General features: G+C 42.2%; 17 protein-coding genes. 11 read left to right on the top strand and 6 right to left on the bottom strand.

Translation table 11 applies throughout. The annotated features are described in order from the left end of the window. The first annotated feature begins 6 nt into the window (after positions 1 to 6). Positions 7 to 1,755, top strand: coding sequence for a B12-binding domain-containing radical SAM protein (locus J2Z20_RS11755; protein ID WP_209850052.1), 1,749 nt, complete (start codon positions 7 to 9; stop codon positions 1,753 to 1,755). 49 nt (positions 1,756 to 1,804) lie between these two features. On the opposite strand, the gene J2Z20_RS11760 is transcribed toward J2Z20_RS11755, so the two are convergent. The 4 genes from J2Z20_RS11760 to mnmL all read right to left on the bottom strand — a co-directional run bounded on the left by J2Z20_RS11760 (position 1,805) and on the right by mnmL (position 5,378). Beyond that, entirely contained in the window at positions 1,805 to 2,725 is a 921-nt protein-coding gene (locus tag J2Z20_RS11760) for an alpha/beta hydrolase (protein WP_245252277.1), read from the bottom strand. 80 nt (positions 2,726 to 2,805) lie between these two features. Continuing rightward, positions 2,806 to 3,780, bottom strand: coding sequence for a type I phosphomannose isomerase catalytic subunit (locus J2Z20_RS11765; protein WP_209850088.1), 975 nt, complete (start codon positions 3,778 to 3,780; stop codon positions 2,806 to 2,808). A 62-nt stretch (positions 3,781 to 3,842) separates the two neighbouring features. Beyond that, the gene (gene mnmM, locus J2Z20_RS11770) at positions 3,843 to 4,424 is read right to left on the bottom strand and encodes a tRNA 5-(aminomethyl)-2-thiouridylate-methyltransferase MnmM (protein ID WP_209850091.1); all 582 of its coding nucleotides are present in this window, start codon (positions 4,422 to 4,424) and stop codon (positions 3,843 to 3,845) included. Further along, entirely contained in the window at positions 4,425 to 5,378 is a 954-nt protein-coding gene (gene mnmL, locus J2Z20_RS11775) for a tRNA modification radical SAM protein MnmL/YtqA (protein WP_209850094.1), read from the bottom strand. Between the two features lie 252 nt (positions 5,379 to 5,630). Here mnmL and J2Z20_RS11780 point away from each other — a divergent pair, with 252 nt between their 5' ends. Beyond that, complete coding sequence (locus tag J2Z20_RS11780) at positions 5,631 to 5,813, top strand: hypothetical protein (RefSeq protein ID WP_209850097.1); 183 nt, start codon at positions 5,631 to 5,633, stop codon at positions 5,811 to 5,813. Positions 5,814 to 5,980: 167 nt separating this feature from the next. Continuing rightward, positions 5,981 to 6,694 (top strand): tRNA (guanosine(46)-N7)-methyltransferase TrmB, encoded by a 714-nt coding sequence (gene trmB / locus J2Z20_RS11785; RefSeq protein ID WP_209850101.1) that lies wholly within the window; start codon positions 5,981 to 5,983, stop codon positions 6,692 to 6,694. 19 nt (positions 6,695 to 6,713) lie between these two features. Here the strand turns inward: trmB and J2Z20_RS11790 are convergent, their stop codons facing one another. Together J2Z20_RS11790 and J2Z20_RS11795 are read right to left on the bottom strand one after the other, a co-directional pair. After that, the gene (locus tag J2Z20_RS11790) at positions 6,714 to 7,850 is read right to left on the bottom strand and encodes an MGDG synthase family glycosyltransferase (RefSeq protein ID WP_209850105.1); all 1,137 of its coding nucleotides are present in this window, start codon (positions 7,848 to 7,850) and stop codon (positions 6,714 to 6,716) included. A 51-nt stretch (positions 7,851 to 7,901) separates the two neighbouring features. Further along, entirely contained in the window at positions 7,902 to 8,429 is a 528-nt protein-coding gene (locus J2Z20_RS11795; protein ID WP_209850123.1) for a phosphatase PAP2 family protein, read from the bottom strand. Positions 8,430 to 8,957: 528 nt separating this feature from the next. On the opposite strand from J2Z20_RS11795, the gene J2Z20_RS11800 reads away from it, so the two are divergent. From J2Z20_RS11800 to J2Z20_RS11835, 8 genes are all read left to right on the top strand, one after another. After that, a complete protein-coding gene (locus J2Z20_RS11800) occupies positions 8,958 to 10,190 on the top strand; it encodes a glycosyltransferase family 2 protein (RefSeq protein ID WP_209850125.1) in 1,233 nt (410 codons plus the stop codon). 293 nt (positions 10,191 to 10,483) lie between these two features. Next, positions 10,484 to 10,978 (top strand): translation initiation factor IF-3, encoded by a 495-nt coding sequence (gene infC / locus J2Z20_RS11805; RefSeq protein ID WP_209850343.1) that lies wholly within the window; start codon positions 10,484 to 10,486, stop codon positions 10,976 to 10,978. Between the two features lie 14 nt (positions 10,979 to 10,992). Continuing rightward, positions 10,993 to 11,193: a 50S ribosomal protein L35 gene (rpmI, locus tag J2Z20_RS11810; RefSeq protein WP_209850128.1), complete on the top strand. Its 201-nt coding sequence runs from the start codon at positions 10,993 to 10,995 to the stop codon at positions 11,191 to 11,193. 33 nt (positions 11,194 to 11,226) lie between these two features. Further along, a complete protein-coding gene (gene rplT / locus J2Z20_RS11815) occupies positions 11,227 to 11,586 on the top strand; it encodes a 50S ribosomal protein L20 (protein WP_209850131.1) in 360 nt (119 codons plus the stop codon). 293 nt (positions 11,587 to 11,879) lie between these two features. Further along, positions 11,880 to 12,887, top strand: a complete 1,008-nt coding sequence (locus J2Z20_RS11820) for a BMP family lipoprotein (protein WP_209850134.1) — start codon at positions 11,880 to 11,882, stop codon at positions 12,885 to 12,887. A gap of 142 nt (positions 12,888 to 13,029) precedes the next feature. Then, a complete protein-coding gene (locus tag J2Z20_RS11825; RefSeq protein ID WP_209850137.1) occupies positions 13,030 to 14,568 on the top strand; it encodes an ABC transporter ATP-binding protein in 1,539 nt (512 codons plus the stop codon). Further along, positions 14,555 to 15,640 carry an ABC transporter permease gene (locus J2Z20_RS11830; RefSeq protein WP_209850141.1) on the top strand — a complete coding sequence of 362 codons (1,086 nt, stop codon included), beginning with the start codon at positions 14,555 to 14,557 and terminating at the stop codon, positions 15,638 to 15,640. Before J2Z20_RS11825 ends, J2Z20_RS11830 begins: the two co-directional genes overlap by 14 nt. Continuing rightward, positions 15,641 to 16,600, top strand: a complete 960-nt coding sequence (locus tag J2Z20_RS11835; RefSeq protein ID WP_209850145.1) for an ABC transporter permease — start codon at positions 15,641 to 15,643, stop codon at positions 16,598 to 16,600. Positions 16,601 to 16,733 lie beyond the last annotated feature (133 nt).

Below are 16,733 nucleotides of genomic sequence, written 5' to 3' on the forward strand. Positions count from 1 at the left end.
TGAGTTATGAAAGTCATTTTAACGACACTTAACTCGAAGTATATTCATACTTCTCTTGCACTTCGCTATTTGAAAGCATTTAGCCAACAAGATTTCGATATCGATATTGTGGAATATACGATTAAAGATCCTGTGATGAACATCGTGTCTGATCTTTATCAGCGCGGAGGCGACGTGATCGGATTCTCCTGTTATATATGGAATATCGAAGAGACGATAGAAGTCATTAACGTGCTGAAAAAAGTACGTCCCGAAGTGCAAATTGTGCTTGGCGGACCCGAAGTATCGTACGACACGGAATACTGGATGAATCGTCTCCCTAATGTTGATTTCATCGTTATGGGCGAAGGCGAAGAGACGTTTCATCATCTGCTCCAAGAGATAAGCACGACTAGAAAGTTCCATTTTGTATATGGGCTTGCCTATCGTAAAGGGGACGAAGTGATTATTACTCCTCCTCGGCCGAAAATAGATCTTAACGATATCCCAACGCCTCACCGTTTTGCCGAAGATATTCCCGATTTGGGCAAGCGAGTCGTCTATTTCGAGACAAGCCGGGGTTGTCCGTTCAATTGCCAATTTTGCCTATCCAGCATTGAAGTCGGAGTGCGCTATTTCGATATCGAACGAACGAAGCAGGATCTGCTCTATTTGATTGATCATGGAGCGAAGCTCATTAAATTCGTGGACCGAACATTTAATATTAAACGGGATTATGCGCTCGAAATGTTCAAATTTCTAATTGAGAATCACAGAGGCTGCGTGTTTCAATTTGAAATTACAGCAGATATTATGCGGCCTGAGGTGCTGGACTATCTCGCTGAGAATGCGCCGCCTGGCATATTCCGTTTTGAAATTGGTGTCCAATCGACTAACGATGAGACGAACGATCTGGTGAAGCGGCGTCAAAACTTTACGAAGCTCTCCCGCACAGTAACGAAGATTAAGCAGAGCGGTAAAATTGATCAGCACTTAGACTTAATTGCTGGACTCCCGCAAGAAGATTACAATACATTCCGGAAAACGTTCAACGATGTGTTTGCTTTGGGACCTGAAGAACTGCAGTTAGGTTTCCTTAAAATGCTTCGGGGAACAGGGATGCGAATCGATGCCCATAAATATAACTACATATACATGGATCATGCGCCTTATGAAATACTCGGCAACGACATTCTTCCATTTTCAGATATCGTTCGGTTGAAACGACTAGAGGACGTGCTGGAGAAGTATTGGAATGCGCACCGAATGGACAATACTATTCATTATTTATTGAAACACGAGTTCACATCACCGTTTGACTTTTTCCAAGAGTTCGGGGATTACTGGGAAGCTCAAGGTTGGCAAAAAATCGGTCATCAGCTAGAAGATTTGTTCACACGTCTATATTCATTTCTAGTATGGCGTAAAACAGATCGGATGGATGTCATTCTGGGACTGATGAAGCTGGACTATTTCCTCAATCACAAATATAAGCCGCGTAAAATATGGTGGGATTCTATGATGAGTAAGGACGAATGGAGCCGGCATATTAAAACGGTTGTGAAGTATCCAGAACGGGTTTCCGAGCAGTTTGCTGCTTTTGGATTAACGGAACGAGATCTGCAAAAGTATGCCGTGTTTGAAGTGCTTCCGTTTTCGCCTACCGCTCCAGAAGCTCCAGAAGAGACTTTACTGATCGTGCTGTATCAGCACAATGAACAGGCAAAACCGTTATATTATACAATGCCCCTCTCTAGGGCGGGAGCTATACACTAAAATCATAGAAACAGCTAAACCTTGATGGTTTAGCTGTTTCTTTGTATATTCAGGATGCATAATTAGGCAAATGCCGATTCAGCCAGGCAATCACATCATGCGTGACTTCATCTCGGTTAATTTCATTGAGCATTTCGTGTCGTCCGCCAGGATAGAGCTTACACTCGATATCTTGCAAACCAAGCTCACGATAAACAGTAACTAATCGTTTCACGCCTTTTCCGTTCATCCCGACAGGGTCTTGATCTCCGCTAAACACGTATATAGGTATATCCTTTTGAATTTTAGCCATATTTGCAGGTCTATGAATTTCCTCCAGCAAGCGGAAGAAATTAAGAAAGAAATCGCTGCTGCTAATTGCTCCGCAGTATGGATCATCGATGTACTTATCGACTTCATCTGGATCGCGCGACAGCCAATCGAACGCTGTTCGGGCTGGTGAGAATGCACGGTTGTATCCGCCAAAAATGAGCGTGTTGAGAAGTACACTTGGATGGCGAACACCCTGCAATTTTGACTGCAATAGAGCGATCGCTTTAGCAGCCTTCAACATACTTTGTTTGCCGTTCGTACCCGACAGAATAAATCCGGAGAATCCTTCCGGACTGTCGTACATTACTTTTTGTGTTAAAAATGAACCCATACTGTGTCCTAGCAAAAAGAGCGGAAGTCCCGGATGTTTCTGGGTGATTAATGTTTTCAACTGGATGATGTTGCGCACCATCCAATTGAACCCATCCTCACCTAGGTATCCCAAGTTGTGTATATGTCCTGCGGTCTGTCCATGTCCGCGCTGATCATGAGCGTACACGATATATCCGTGACGAACGAGCTCAGATGCAAAACGGGTATAGCGTTCCGCTGTCTCAGCCATCCCATGTGAAATGAGAACGATTCCTTTTACAGTCATATTATTGTCTTCGGGCAACCAATGATGGACAAAAATATCGACGCCTTGCGGGTCTCTCATTATAAAAGAATGATCCTTCAAGAATATCACAATCCTCTACTAGGTAATGGTAATGCATCAATCTAGTACTATGTCAACTTCTATAAAGGGAGATAAGAACGAAGGATGGCAGATTGCCCTTCTAATATGTACTCTCCTAAGTTTGCAGGGAGCAGAAAGCACTGTCCTGCTTCAAAAGGCTCTGAACCATCGCTGTACCCAATAAGTCCTTCACCCTCGCAAATGACGAGTATAGTGAAGCTGTGAGATGGTGTCGATAAACTCCAAGATCCATTAACAATTCCTTTTTCAACGATGAAGTAAGGTGAGTGAGTGAGGGGTAACCAGTAATTTGGTGCAGCATCCGTTGGCTTTATTAAAGCAGCTCCTGCTCCGTCATATGCAATAACATTTAGTGAATGTTCAATGTGGAGTTCCCTAGGCTTACCGTCAAGTCCAGGTCGGTCATAATCATAGAGGCGATAGGTAGTATCGGAGTTTTGCTGAATCTCAGCTGCAACGATGCCTGCACATAGTGCATGTACGGTTCCTGCAGGAATATAGAAGGCATCACCTGTTTGGACAGAAATGGCTTGAAGCTCATTAATGATTTTGCCATCGTCAATAGCTCTCTGAAGTGACTCTCGTGTAACGCCGTCTTTCAGACCATAAATGATTTTAGCGTCTGGTTTTGCTGCTAGAATGTACCACAATTCTGATTTGCCAAGTTCACCCTTCGGCAATCCTTCATAATAATCCGCAGGATGAACTTGAACAGACAAATCATCGTTGCAATCGAGAAGCTTGATGAGAAGCGGGAAACGGCCATTTACATCCGAAAATCCTTTGGTCCCAAACCACTCCGTACCGAATTTCTCGCGTATTTTGTTCAGACCGAGCCCAGTTAGTTCGCCGTTTACAACATGAGTAGTACCGTTCGGATGATCCGCAATCATCCATCCTTCACCTATTTGGCCTTCAGGCGGAGTTAAACGGAACATTTCTAGGGCTCTGCCGCCCCAAACACGTTCTTTGAATTCAGGTTGAAATCGTAATGGATAAGGCTTCGTCTTCATTTCACATCTCCTCTAATGTTCGAATGAATGCGTATGCCATCAAGCCATTGCTGTATATTTTATTATTTTTTCTCTAAAGCGATTAAATAAGGAGCATTAGGCCTTTGCAGCTGGCGATAGATGATCGACTGTGCGATCGTCTGAGGCAAATTTGCGGCCCATGACTCAACCGCAGAAGCTTCTTGATCACCACCCTTATGACCTGGGTACAGTACAGCAGTAATAACCCCTCTCGGGCGAAGCACATCTAGTGAGGATTCTAGTGCAGTAATTGTGCTGTCAGTAAGCGTAATTAATTTCTGGTTGGCACCGCTGACAGGCAGATAGCCGAGGTTGAACATAACAGCCCCGATCTTGCCATGCAGCTCCAGCGGCAATGCTTCTTTCATTAAGGCGTGGGATTTGAGTAGAAGCGTTACGTCAGCAATACTAGCTGGATCTTCTTTGGAGAGTCGATCCTTCGTCAACTGCAGCGCCTCTTCCTGAATATCGAATCCGAATACTTTACCTTTACGGCCAACTGTTTTTGCTAAAAATAAAGTGTCTGCGCCTGTCCCGAGTGTGGCGTCAATTGCAGCTTCTCCAGGCTGCAGACGTTCCTTGATAAGTTTCTGAGTATAGCTTAGGACAGAAAGGAACCCCATTTAGGACTCCCTCCACAATTTGCCCTGCCATGTGTCGCGCGCTTTAAGTTCGGCGTCAATTGCATTGAGCACTTCCCATTTTTTAAGACTCCACATAGGTCCGATAAGCAGATCGCGTGGCGCGTCACCGGTTAAGCGATGGACAATCATTTCTGGCGGTAAAAATTCCAACGTGTCCACAATAAGCTTCACGTATTCGTCTTTCTCTAAAAATTGCAGCAATCCTGCTTCATACTGTTTAACCATTGGTGTTTTACGCATCAGGTGAAGCAGATGGATTTTGATTCCTTGCACATCCATTTTAGAGACCGCACGGCCTGTTTCCAACATCATTTCATGCGTTTCTTGCGGCAATCCATAAATAATGTGCGCGCAGACTCGAATATTGTGCTTCCGAAGCTTCTCAACAGCATCTAGATAGCACTGTGTATCATGAGCACGGTTAATCAGGTTAGAAGTAGATTCGTGGATCGTTTGCAGTCCCATCTCAACCCACAGGTAAGTACGCTTGTTAAGCTCGGCGAGATATTCCACTACGTCATCTGGCAGACAGTCTGGACGAGTCGCAATAGACAGACCGACTACGCCTGGCTGCTCGAGAATAACTTCGAAATACTCGCGAAGAGTTTCAACAGGTGCATAGGTGTTCGTATAGGCTTGAAAATAACCGATATATTTCGCGTTCGGCCATTTCAAATGCTGACGATCACGAATCGTATTAAATTGAGTGACAAGATCGTCACGGCGACTTCCGGCGAAATCGCCTGAGCCGCGCGCACTGCAAAATGTGCAACCGCCTTTGGCGATCGATCCGTCCCGGTTAGGACATGTGAATCCGGCATCGAGCATAACTTTGAACACTTTCTCGCCGAATTGATTTTGCATTTCGTAATTCCATGTATGGAATCGTTTATCTCCCCATAGCATTGGAGGATTCAACAGTTCTTGTATCATAAGAAACTCCTTTGAAGACGTTAATATGAAATTGGTTTTGTATTTACTATTGTATCAAAAATCGTGAAAAAAAAGGAATCGTACTGCTTTGTAATACCAACATTTTGTTCGATAACAGGCGTTTTCAACTTGCAATACCTTACATGATATGTTATATTTAACTTAGCGTCAAAACTAAACCATTTAATTCAACCACATTAGAATTCATCATTTCGTGACGCTCGGAAATTATAAAACCGTGAGGTGATAAACATGAATTCTTATGTTCGGGCCGAGAATGAAGTCATTTCGGTCGATTTAACACCTGATGAAGCGTTAGCGCTTACAGGAGTGAAGTATCATGGTAACTCAGAAATAGAGGCATCTGCCCGCAGAAAAATTCGCAATGCATTTGAAAAGACATTTGATTTTTTACCTAAAAATCATGTAGACTAATAGATAATTAAAGTTGTTGGACCCCAATTCCAAATATAAAAAAGGAACTTTACCAGCCTCCTGCTCGGTAAGGTTCCTTTTTTGTTCGTTCTTTACTTTTGGGAAAAACTTAGGCACAATAGTGCAGTAGAAAACAGACAGTGGAAAGATGAAAACGGAGGAATAACATGCGTTTACGCGGTAAAAAAGGGATTCGAGAAAATTTGGAGGCACAGAAGGACTTAGTTGTTCTGGATCCTAAACAATACAAGGGACGTTGGGCAGAGCTTTTTGGCAACGATCGTCCTATTTATGTTGAACTGGGAATGGGTAAAGGACAGTTCATTAGCGGGATGAGTATTAAATATCCTAATATTAATTTTATTGGAATTGATATGTATGACGAGCTCATACGTCGTGCCAGTGAGAAGGCGAGAGCTGTATGGAATGAGCAAGAAGAAGGGGTAACTCCTCCTAATGTAAAGCTTGCGCTGACCAACATTGAACAGATTGAAGAGGTTTTTGCCCCTAATGAAATCGAGCGAATTTTCCTCAATTTCAGTGATCCATGGCCAAAGGCAAGACATGCTAGACGCAGATTAACACACCCTAGATTTTTAGCACGATACAAAGAAATATTAAATGAACGCGGCGAAATTCATTTCAAAACGGATTCACAGACGTTGTTTGAATTCTCACTGAATTCATTCGCTGATTTCGGACTGCAGATGACGAATATTAGTTTGAATTTGCACCGTGACGGTATCAATGAAGAGCATGTGATGACCGAGTATGAGAGTAAATTTGTTGGACAAGGCATGAACATCCATCGTTGTGAAGTCATTGTTGGCGAAGAGGCTCTCCGTAACTACGAAATGAGTCGTCTGAACAAATACAAATAACAAACAAAGGTGCCCTTCGTTAGAAGGGCACCTTTGTATCTTCAAGCAACTCAATAATGCTTTGGGCACTTTGCATCGGAAAATATTTGGCGATTTGCTCAAGATTCTGCTTACGCTTAAGCGTGATGTCTGGATAATGATGAATGAGCTGATCCATCCATTTCTCCACCACTTCAAGTGAACTGATCGGTTCTCCCCAGCCTTGCGCGGTAAAGTACTGACAATTCTCTTCCTCTTGTCCAGGCAACGGGTGATAGAAGAGCATCGGAATTCCTTTTGCCAGTCCTTCCGTACAAGTCATTCCGCCTGGTTTCGTAATCAGAAGATCAGACACTTCCATTAATTTATCAACTTGACGCGTGAAACCAATCTTATGAATATTAGGGTGATTGAACATCGGGTTGTCTTCCATTTTGCGCAGAGCTTTTTCGTTGTTGCCTAGACAAAAAATAATCTGCACACTTTCCCGATACCGAGTCAAGAAATCATTAACGACACTATCATCCATCAATCCCCAGCCGCCTCCCATAACGAGTACAGTAGGCATCTCTTTCAATTGAAATGTAGCGCGAATTTGCTCCTTGCTTGGATGTTCATAGAAATTAGGATGAATTGGAATACCCGTAACTTGAATCTTATGCGGATTCACCCCGCGCATCAGCAGCTTCGATTTGACCTCGCCTGTAGATACCAGATATAAATCTACTTCAGGACTAATCCAAGTTCCGTGGGCATCATAATCCGTAATAACCGTACTAAGCGGAATATTAAGCGAGCCTAGACGTTTCAGACGAGAAATGACCGCGCTTGGAATGGGGTGCGTACATACGATGACATCGGGACGAAGCTGCTTAATAATATTTTGAGTGTGTGTATAAAAGAGCCGATGCAATGCAAGCGTCGTCAACCGATTTAGCGATTTTTTATATTGATGGCGATAGACCAATCGAACAAGTCTAGGTTGTTTCGTCACCGTTTTTTTGTAAGCCGTAATAATTAAAGGAGCAACTTTGGGATTCAGAAAACTTCCAAGCTCCAGCACTCTAGTTTGCACATTTGTGGAGAGCTTACGTAGGCTGCTGGAAAGAGCGTATGCCGCTTGAGTATGTCCTGCCCCAAATCCTTCAGATAAGATTAACACTCGTTTTTTTCGCACTGCATTTCACCTATTCCTGCAATGTTCTCCATAAGTATAACCATATCGGCTTTATGTCCATAATGCAACTGTTCCAAAAGCGACTAAGGAACCAATGGTTGCTCCAGCCAATACGTCAGACGGGTAATGTAAACCCAAATATATCCGAGAAATGGCTACATTGAACGCTATAAAAATTAATATTGCAGTCAATATCGGATCTAGCCCCATAAACGGGACGGTTACAGAAAAAATCGCAGTTGTGTGTCCTGATGGAAAAGAGTGATCTTTTAATGGATTACGAAATGTGTTCGTGCCGGGAAAAGCTAAATAAGGTCTTAATCTTGGATACAATTTTTTGGCAATCACTACAGGGATATGACTTACAGACAGAGCGACCAATGCCTGAAGTCCAATTTGTTTCCAAGGCGCGGGAGCAAATAGCCAGATCAATAAACTGGCTGCAATAGTAAACGTTGCTCCTCCTAGATATGTTACGTAGTATAGCCAAAAATTTAAAAAACGATTGTGTAATCGCCCGTTGATCCATACAAAAATTTGATGTTCTAGACGTAACAGTTTCGAGAATAAACCCGGCATGTCATTCCTCCCTAAATGGGCTAGCTTAATCATATGTTGAATTTATAACCTTTTCAAGAACAATGAATCGAAATGGTATACCGTGTCTCACATCATAACAAATAAACATTAAAATTTAATAAAATTTTTTGTAAAAACTTTTTGCAAAACTTTTTCCATGTTTTCGTCGTTTAATGAATATAGATCACAAATTATAAGTTGTTTATTCACAAAAACAGAAGTTTCATGAAATAAAAATTAAGAAAATGGATGAAAATAAGAACTAACCGCCTTCAGGTTAGCGAATGAGGAAGGATAGACCTGATAAGTCGACATAACTGCCAAATACTCCATTAGAAGAACTTTTTAGAGTTTTGACAAAAGGATGAAAACTATAGAAAATCGATATGTTGTATTTGCAGTTTAGACATTGGTGACAGTAAGTAGTATACTGTAAAAATGATTTTTAATGGGGCACATTAGAAAAAGATTAGAGAAAAGACAGAAAAGAAAAAAATGTGGGGTCAAAAAAGGGGGTAACAGAGGAACATGTTAGACGCCATCGTTATATCACTACAAGTGTTCTTGGCAGTGATTGGTGTATATCAATTTGTGTTCTCTTTGTTTGGTTTGCGCAGGAATAAGAAAAAACAACATTTCCCGCCAACGAAAACGTTCGCTGTGTTAGTTGCAGCGCATAACGAAGAAAAAGTAATCGGAGCGCTGATGGAAAACCTGAAGCAGCTTAATTATCCGAAAGAAATGTATGAAGTGTTCGTTATTTGTGATAATTGCACAGATGGTACGGCAGATGTAGTAAGAAGCCACGGCATGAATGCGTGCATTCGTGTCAATTCCAATCAGCGCGGTAAAGGTTATGCGATTGAATGGATGCTTAAGGAACTTTGGAAAATGCCTCGTCAATTCGATGCGATCGTGATGTTTGACGCGGATAACTTAGCTCATCCTGATTTCTTGAAAGAAGTTAATAACGATCTTTGCTCGGGCGCGCGTGTTATTCAAGGGTACATTGATACCAAAAATCCAGAGGACTCTTGGATTACGGCAGCATACGGTATTTCTTACTGGTACTGTAACCGCCTATGGCAGCTGCCCCGCCAAAACTTGAAGATGGCGAACTTCCTTGGTGGTACAGGCATGGTGTTCGAGACTGAGCTTCTTAAAGAAATGGGCTGGGGTGCAACAAGCTTGGTCGAAGACTTGGAATTTACAATGCGCTGTGTAGAACGCGGTGTTCATCCGGTGTTCAACTATGATGCGAAGCTCTTTGATGAAAAGCCGCTTACATTTAAAGCGTCTGCTCGCCAGCGTTTACGCTGGATGCAAGGCCATTTTACAGTGGCACGCAAATATTTCTTCCCGCTGTTCTGGAAGAGCATTAAAGAGAGAAGTATTGTAAAACTGGATATGGCTTTGTATGGCTTGAACGTATACATCGTGTTTATTACGTTTTTGTTGACGGCTTTTATCTGGATTGATACTGCCTTCTTTAAGGGACCTAATGTAGCGAATTTATACAGTTATTTGCCTGCGTGGGCTGGCTTTGTAGCTATCGCTGCGAATGTCTTTACTTTTGCAGCTTCACTTATATTAGAGAAAGTTACATTTAAGAAGGTATACGCTTATTTAATCTTGTTCCCTCTGTACCTGCTTTCATGGTGGCCGATTACGTTCTATGCATTCTTCACTCAAAACAATAAAACGTGGAGTCATACGAAGCATACGCGTGTCGTCAGATTGGAAGAAGTACAAAAAGGTTAATTTAATGACTTGACTTGAATATAATCAGATGATATATTAATTAAGTATGTAATACGAATAAGGATTGTTAAGCAGAAGCCCGCTTCTCACCTGACCAATACAAATGTTGGCTGGTCCTAAATCCGATCATTAATGAATGTTACTTTCATGTAGAATGATGATCTTAGGGATGTGGGTTGATGAGACCTGCATCCCTTTTAATTTTTAAGATTACGAATGTAATCATATGCTCCTCTAACGAGAGGGGAAATTGTTTAACCATTTGGAGGTGGAGAGTTATCAGTAAGGAACATTTGATCAATGAGGAAATACGAGCTAAGGAAGTTCGTTTAGTCGGGCCGGAAGGTGAACAAATCGGCATTAAACCGATTCGTGAAGCGCTGCAAATGGCTGCTGATTTGAATTTGGATCTAGTGAATGTGGCTCCAACCGCTAAACCGCCCGTGTGCCGGATTATGGATTACGGCAAGTTCCGCTATGAACAACAGAAGAAAGAAAAAGAAGCTCGTAAAAATCAAAAAATCGTTGATATCAAAGAAGTATGGTTCCGCGCTAACATCGAAGAGCACGATTTCCAAACGAAGCTTCGCAATGTAATCAAATTTCTAAAAGACGGTGACAAAGTGAAATGCTCCGTGCGTTTCCGTGGTCGTGAGATCACTCATGCGAATATCGGCCAGAAAATTTTGGAACGCGTCAAAGATGAAGTTGCTGAGATTTCAACGGTTGAACGTGTACCTAAACTGGAAGGTCGCAGCATGATCATGATTTTGGCACCTAAAAATTAAGAGGAGGAAATACAATGCCTAAAATGAAAACACACAGCAGCCTGAAAGGCCGCTTTAAAATTACCGGAACTGGTAAGGTGACTCGCTTCAAAGCTTACAAAAACCATTTGTTGTCCCACAAATCCAAACGTGCAAAACGTGTCCTTGGATCTAACCCTGTTATGGCTCCTGGAGATGTAAGACGTTTGAAACAAGGTCTAGCTAATATCAAATAATTGAACAACTAACATACTAGGAGGTATTTTATAATGGCAAGAGTTAAAGGCGGATTCGTTGTTCGTCGTCGTCATAAAAAAGTATTGAAACTTGCTAAAGGTTACTTTGGCTCTAAACATCGCATTTTTAAAACTGCAAAAGAACAGGTCATGAAGTCCCTTGTGTACGCATACCGTGACCGTCGTCAAACAAAACGCAACTTCCGCAAATTGTGGATCGTTCGTATCAATGCAGCAGCTCGTATGAATGGACTTTCTTACAGCAAATTGATGCATGGTTTGAAACTTGCAGGTATCAACATCAACCGTAAAATGCTTGCTGATCTTGCGGTAAATGATATCAATGCATTTAACTCTATCGCTAATGCAGCGAAAGAAAAAATTAACGCTTAATAAGCTTATACTTTATACAAATAAGGTTGCCCAGTGATGGGCAGCCTTATTTTTTTGTCTTTATAGAGTAATAGGGGATTTAGTATATGATTAATAATATTATTCGCAATTATTCGGAAAGATCATTCACAATATTACTAAAATATGTTATGAATGCGGTGGATCGAAATGGCGAATTATGGTGAATTCTAATTAATTTTTTCCATTCTGTTATTTTTGAAGGATTTTCTGCGGTAGATATTGAATGATTTAAGAGGGTTACAAGTATATTTAAACAAATAAGGGGGATTAAGATGAACAAGGTATTCAAGCTTTCTTTGGTCATGGTTCTTGCTATGTCCGTAATCCTAGCAGGGTGCGGAAGCAAGAGCAGTTCTAGCAACAAATCAGGTATCAAAATTGGTATGGTAACTGACGTAGGCGGGGTAAATGACAAATCGTTTAACCAATCTGCTTGGGAAGCCTTAGAAGCACTTAATAAAGATAAAGGTATAAACATTAAATATTTGCAAAGTAAATCAGATTCAGACTACAATCCTAATCTCAATAAATTTGTTAAAGACAACTATGACTTGACATGGGGGATCGGCTTCTCACTTGGCGATGCTGTTAAACAAGTTGCTACAGAGAATCCAAATTCGAAGCTTGCAATTATCGATAGTGTAGTTGATGCTCCAAATGTTCAGTCGGTAACATTCGCTGAGAATGAAGGTTCTTTCTTAGTTGGTGTTGTTGCAGGTATGATGACGAAGACCAACAAAGTTGGTTTTATCGGCGGAGCGGAAAGCCCAGTTATTAAACGCTTCGAAGTAGGCTTTAAAGCAGGTGTTGCAGCAGTAAACCCTAATGCCGAAGTGAAAATCACTTATGCAGGTGCATTTGACAAACCCGATATCGGTAAGTCACTGGCAGCTACTCTATATAATGATGGCGCTGACATTGTGTTCCCTGCTGCAGGTTCAACAGGTAACGGTGTGTTCAACGAAGCAACATCCCGCAACAAACAAGGCGGAAGCAAAGTATGGGTTATCGGTGTAGATAAAGACCAATCCCTTGAATTTGGTGATGATGTAACACTGACATCTATGGTTAAACGCGTAGACGAGGCTGTTAAGAAAGTAACTCAAGAAGTGATCGACGGAACATTCCAAGGCGGTAAGACGGAAGTGCTTGGTTTGAAACAAAACGGTGTAGGACTTCCTGACACATCGAAGAAAAACGTTCCAGCAGATGTTCTTGCTAAAGTGGAAGAGTACAAACAAAAAATTATTAGTGGAGAAATCAAAGTACCTGCTGAATAATGCTTAAGGCAGTTTACGGTTTTTAAACACATAAATGCAGTATAGATAAGTACGAAATCAAAAACGACAAGGCTAGTTAATTAACTGGCCTTGTTCTTACGTCTAATACTTAATTACTAATAAACTAGGTGAGGGTGATCTCATGAATGCTGCGACCCCTGTCGTTGAGCTGAAGCAAATTACGAAGCGCTTTCCCGGCATCGTCGCGAACGACTCCATTAGCTTGCAATTGCACAAAGGCGAGATTCACGCTCTGCTCGGAGAAAACGGTGCAGGCAAATCGACTCTAATGAATATTGTGTTCGGACTCTATCAACCCGATGAAGGAAGCATTGAAGTGAACGGTAAACCGGTAGTCATTGATAGCCCGAATAAAGCTATAGAGCTAGGAATTGGAATGGTTCATCAACATTTCAAACTTGTAGAGCCTTTTACCGTAACAGAAAATATTATCCTTGGTATGGAGCCGAAAAAAGGATTCAATATCGACTATAAGTCGGCAGCGGAACAAGTGACAAAACTGTCAGAGCAGTACGGTTTGCAAGTGAATCCGCATGCGAAAATTCAAGATATATCCGTAGGTATGCAGCAGCGTGTTGAAATTATTAAAACGCTCTATCGCGGCGCCGACATTTTGATTTTTGACGAACCAACAGCTGTTCTAACACCGCAAGAGATTGCTGAGCTTATGGATATTATGAAACGGCTCGTTTCCGAAGGGAAGTCGATTATTCTAATTACTCATAAGCTTAAGGAAATTATGCAAATTTCAGATACAGTAACGATTATCCGCAGAGGTAAAGTGATCGATACGGTAAAAACAAGTGAGACAACGCCTAGTGATCTGGCTGAGAAAATGGTGGGCCGTAACGTAACCTTTAAAGTGGATAAGAAGGCTCCAACCATTGGTGAGACAGTCCTTAAAGTAAGCGATGTTGTGTCTAAGAACAAAGACGGTATTTCTGTGCTGAGCGGACTTAGTTTCGAAGTGAGAGCAGGAGAAATTCTAGGGATTGCCGGTGTTGATGGGAACGGACAAAGTGAATTAATTGAAGCCATTACAGGGCTTCGTAAGATTGATAAGGGCTCAATAATGATGTTGGGCAAAGAAATCAGCAATCTACCTCCACGTAAAATTACGGAACAAGGAGTTTCTCATATACCAGAAGACCGCCATAAACATGGTTTGATACTTGATTTTACTGTGAGCGAAAATTTAGTGCTCGAAACCTATTATAAGCCTCCTTACAACAAAGGCGGTTTCTTAAATGCGGAAGCGATTAATAATAATGCTCAAAAACTAATAGAGCAATTTGATGTTCGGACACCTAGTATTGAGACAAAAGCACGTTCGCTTTCAGGCGGTAATCAGCAAAAGGCGATTATTGCTCGTGAAATTGATAAGAACCCGGAACTCCTTATCGCGGCTCAGCCGACTCGCGGTCTAGATGTTGGGGCGATTGAGTTTGTGCAGAAGCAGCTAATTGCTCAGCGCGATCAAGGTAAAGCAGTCCTTCTCATTTCTTTTGAACTTGATGAAATTATGAATGTGTCTGATCGGATCGCCGTCATTTACGAAGGGAAAATCGTTGGTGAGGTATTGCCTGAAGAGACTAACGATCAAGAGCTCGGTCTAATGATGGCAGGCAGCAAGAAACGGGTAGGTGATGATCGTGGATAAATTTCGGAAAATATTTACGCTAGATAATTATATCGTTCCTGTGGCTGCGGTCATTATGGGGCTTTTCGTTGGTGCGATCGTTATGCTTGTCGGAGGTTATGACCCGATTCTTGCATATTCCTCGCTATTTACTCAAGTATTTGGGGACATGTATGACTTTGGTGAAGCAATCCGTGAAATGACGCCGTTTATTCTGACTGGTCTTGCTGTCGCTTTTGCATTCCGTGCAGGCCTATTTAATATCGGTGCTGATGGGCAGCTCCTTATTGGGATGACTGCGGCTACATTTGTAGGCATTAAGTTTACAGGGTTGCCATTTTATATTCATGCACCGCTTGCTGTGATTGCAGGTGGATTATTTGGCGGATTATGGGCTGCGATCGTCGGTTTTCTAAAAGCGAAGCGCGGCATCAACGAAGTTATTACGTCGATCATGATGAACTGGGTCGGTTTCTATGGGGCGAACTACGTCGTGAATCATTTTCTGCTAGTACCAGGAACGCAGCAGTCTGAGAATATAGCGCCTACTGCTTCGATCTCTATTCATTTCTTAACAGGAATATTCGGAAATGCTAGACTCCACTGGGGTACATTAATCGCTTTAGTAGCGGTAGTGTTCTTCTATGTTTATCTTTGGAAAACGAAGCAAGGTTATGAAGTGCGTGCAGTAGGACTCAATCCGAATGCGGCGGGGTATGCCGGTATTAATGTAGGCCGCAACATTATTAAAACGATGTTTATAAGCGGTGTTTTTGCTGGTTTAGCTGGGGCGTTTCAAGTGCTTGGCGTATTCCAATATCAAAGTGTGTTTGCATCTTCCCCAGGATACGGGTTCGACGGAATCGCTGTTGCTTTGCTTGGTATGAACAATCCGTTTGGTGTTTTATTAGCCGCTATACTGTATGGAACATTAACCTATGGTTCTGCTGGAATGAGTTTTGGTGCCGACGTTCCGCCTGAACTGGTTAAAATCGTTATTGGCGCAATCATATTCTTCATTGCAGCTCAGGGAATCGTGCGCTGGGTGCTGGGACCTTTTTATGGCAAGCGCAAGAAAGAGAAGGTGTTGTAAATGGATCTGATCACACTCGGGCAATTGCTCAATACGACGCTTGTATTTTCAACTGCGCTTATCTTTACCGCGCTGGGCGGTATTTTCTCAGAACGTTCAGGGGTTATTAATATCGGGCTTGAAGGACTGATGGTTTTCGGAGCTTTCGGTTCTGCAGTCGCAACCTATTTCGCTCAAGAGGCTGGGCTAGGCGGATTATCACCTTGGATTGGGGTCATCGCCGCAATTATTATTGGCGTATTGGGTTCGCTCATTCATGCCGTCGCTTCGATCACATTTAAAGCGGATCAGACGATCAGCGGTACCGTTATTAACTTTTTAGCAACTGGCAGTACACTCTATTTAGTTAAATTGATTTTTGACGGTTCAGGGGAGAGCCCGCTTATTACAGAAGGTTTCAATAAGTTTGCCATTCCGTTCTTGTCTAAAATTCCAGTGATCGGGGAAGGAATATTCAATTCCTATCCGACAACGTATTTAGCTTTTGTACTGGTGGCAGTTACGTATTATGTATTATACAAAACTCCGTTTGGACTTCGTCTTCGAGCAGTAGGTGAACATCCGAGTGCCGCAGATACTTTAGGCGTTAAAGTGCTGCGTATGCGTTATATCGGGGTTATGCTGAGCGGCGCGCTTGCAGGTATTGGCGGGGCGACGATTACGCTTACGACAACAAGCACATTTGCTCACAATACAATTTCCGGACAAGGCTATATTGCGATTGCTGCTATGATTTTTGGTAAATGGAATCCGCTTGGTGCGTTTGGAGCTGCTGTGTTCTTTGGATTCTCGCAGGCAATCCGGAACTATGTTCAATTGTTTGACTGGTCCCAGAATATACCGCAAGAATTTATTTTCATGATTCCTTACGTGCTTACGATCATCGTGTTGGCAGGAGCTGTTGGACGTTCTAAGGCTCCATCTTCACTCGGTGAACCATACGATCCTAGTAAACGCTAGCAAATATGATATAGAAGAACGCAAAATGCTGCAGTGTTGGTTGAATGATTTTTCGACCCATACTGCAGTTTTTTTATTGAAATCCCACATATGTGCCTTAACTTCCTTGAGTTGTGCCTTAACTTCCTTGAGT

Source organism: Paenibacillus sediminis, assembly GCF_017873765.1.
GTDB classification, from domain to species: domain Bacteria; phylum Bacillota; class Bacilli; order Paenibacillales; family Paenibacillaceae; genus Paenibacillus_AG; species Paenibacillus_AG sediminis.

Bases quoted from the DNA above. Each gene is read 5' to 3' on its own strand.
- J2Z20_RS11830 (WP_209850141.1), top strand. From the start codon at position 14,555: ATGATCGTGGATAAATTTCGGAAAATATTTACGCTAGATAATTATATC.
- J2Z20_RS11835 (WP_209850145.1), top strand. From the start codon at position 15,641: ATGGATCTGATCACACTCGGGCAATTGCTCAATACGACGCTTGTATTT.
- J2Z20_RS11800 (WP_209850125.1), top strand. From the start codon at position 8,958: ATGTTAGACGCCATCGTTATATCACTACAAGTGTTCTTGGCAGTGATT.
- mnmL (WP_209850094.1), bottom strand. From the start codon at position 5,378: ATGATACAAGAACTGTTGAATCCTCCAATGCTATGGGGAGATAAACGA.
- J2Z20_RS11755 (WP_209850052.1), top strand. From the start codon at position 7: ATGAAAGTCATTTTAACGACACTTAACTCGAAGTATATTCATACTTCT.
- rplT (WP_209850131.1), top strand. From the start codon at position 11,227: ATGGCAAGAGTTAAAGGCGGATTCGTTGTTCGTCGTCGTCATAAAAAA.
- J2Z20_RS11825 (WP_209850137.1), top strand. From the start codon at position 13,030: ATGAATGCTGCGACCCCTGTCGTTGAGCTGAAGCAAATTACGAAGCGC.
- J2Z20_RS11765 (WP_209850088.1), bottom strand. From the start codon at position 3,780: ATGAAGACGAAGCCTTATCCATTACGATTTCAACCTGAATTCAAAGAA.
- J2Z20_RS11820 (WP_209850134.1), top strand. From the start codon at position 11,880: ATGAACAAGGTATTCAAGCTTTCTTTGGTCATGGTTCTTGCTATGTCC.
- J2Z20_RS11780 (WP_209850097.1), top strand. From the start codon at position 5,631: ATGAATTCTTATGTTCGGGCCGAGAATGAAGTCATTTCGGTCGATTTA.
- J2Z20_RS11760 (WP_245252277.1), bottom strand. From the start codon at position 2,725: ATGAGAGACCCGCAAGGCGTCGATATTTTTGTCCATCATTGGTTGCCC.
- trmB (WP_209850101.1), top strand. From the start codon at position 5,981: ATGCGTTTACGCGGTAAAAAAGGGATTCGAGAAAATTTGGAGGCACAG.
- mnmM (WP_209850091.1), bottom strand. From the start codon at position 4,424: ATGGGGTTCCTTTCTGTCCTAAGCTATACTCAGAAACTTATCAAGGAA.
- rpmI (WP_209850128.1), top strand. From the start codon at position 10,993: ATGCCTAAAATGAAAACACACAGCAGCCTGAAAGGCCGCTTTAAAATT.
- J2Z20_RS11795 (WP_209850123.1), bottom strand. From the start codon at position 8,429: ATGCCGGGTTTATTCTCGAAACTGTTACGTCTAGAACATCAAATTTTT.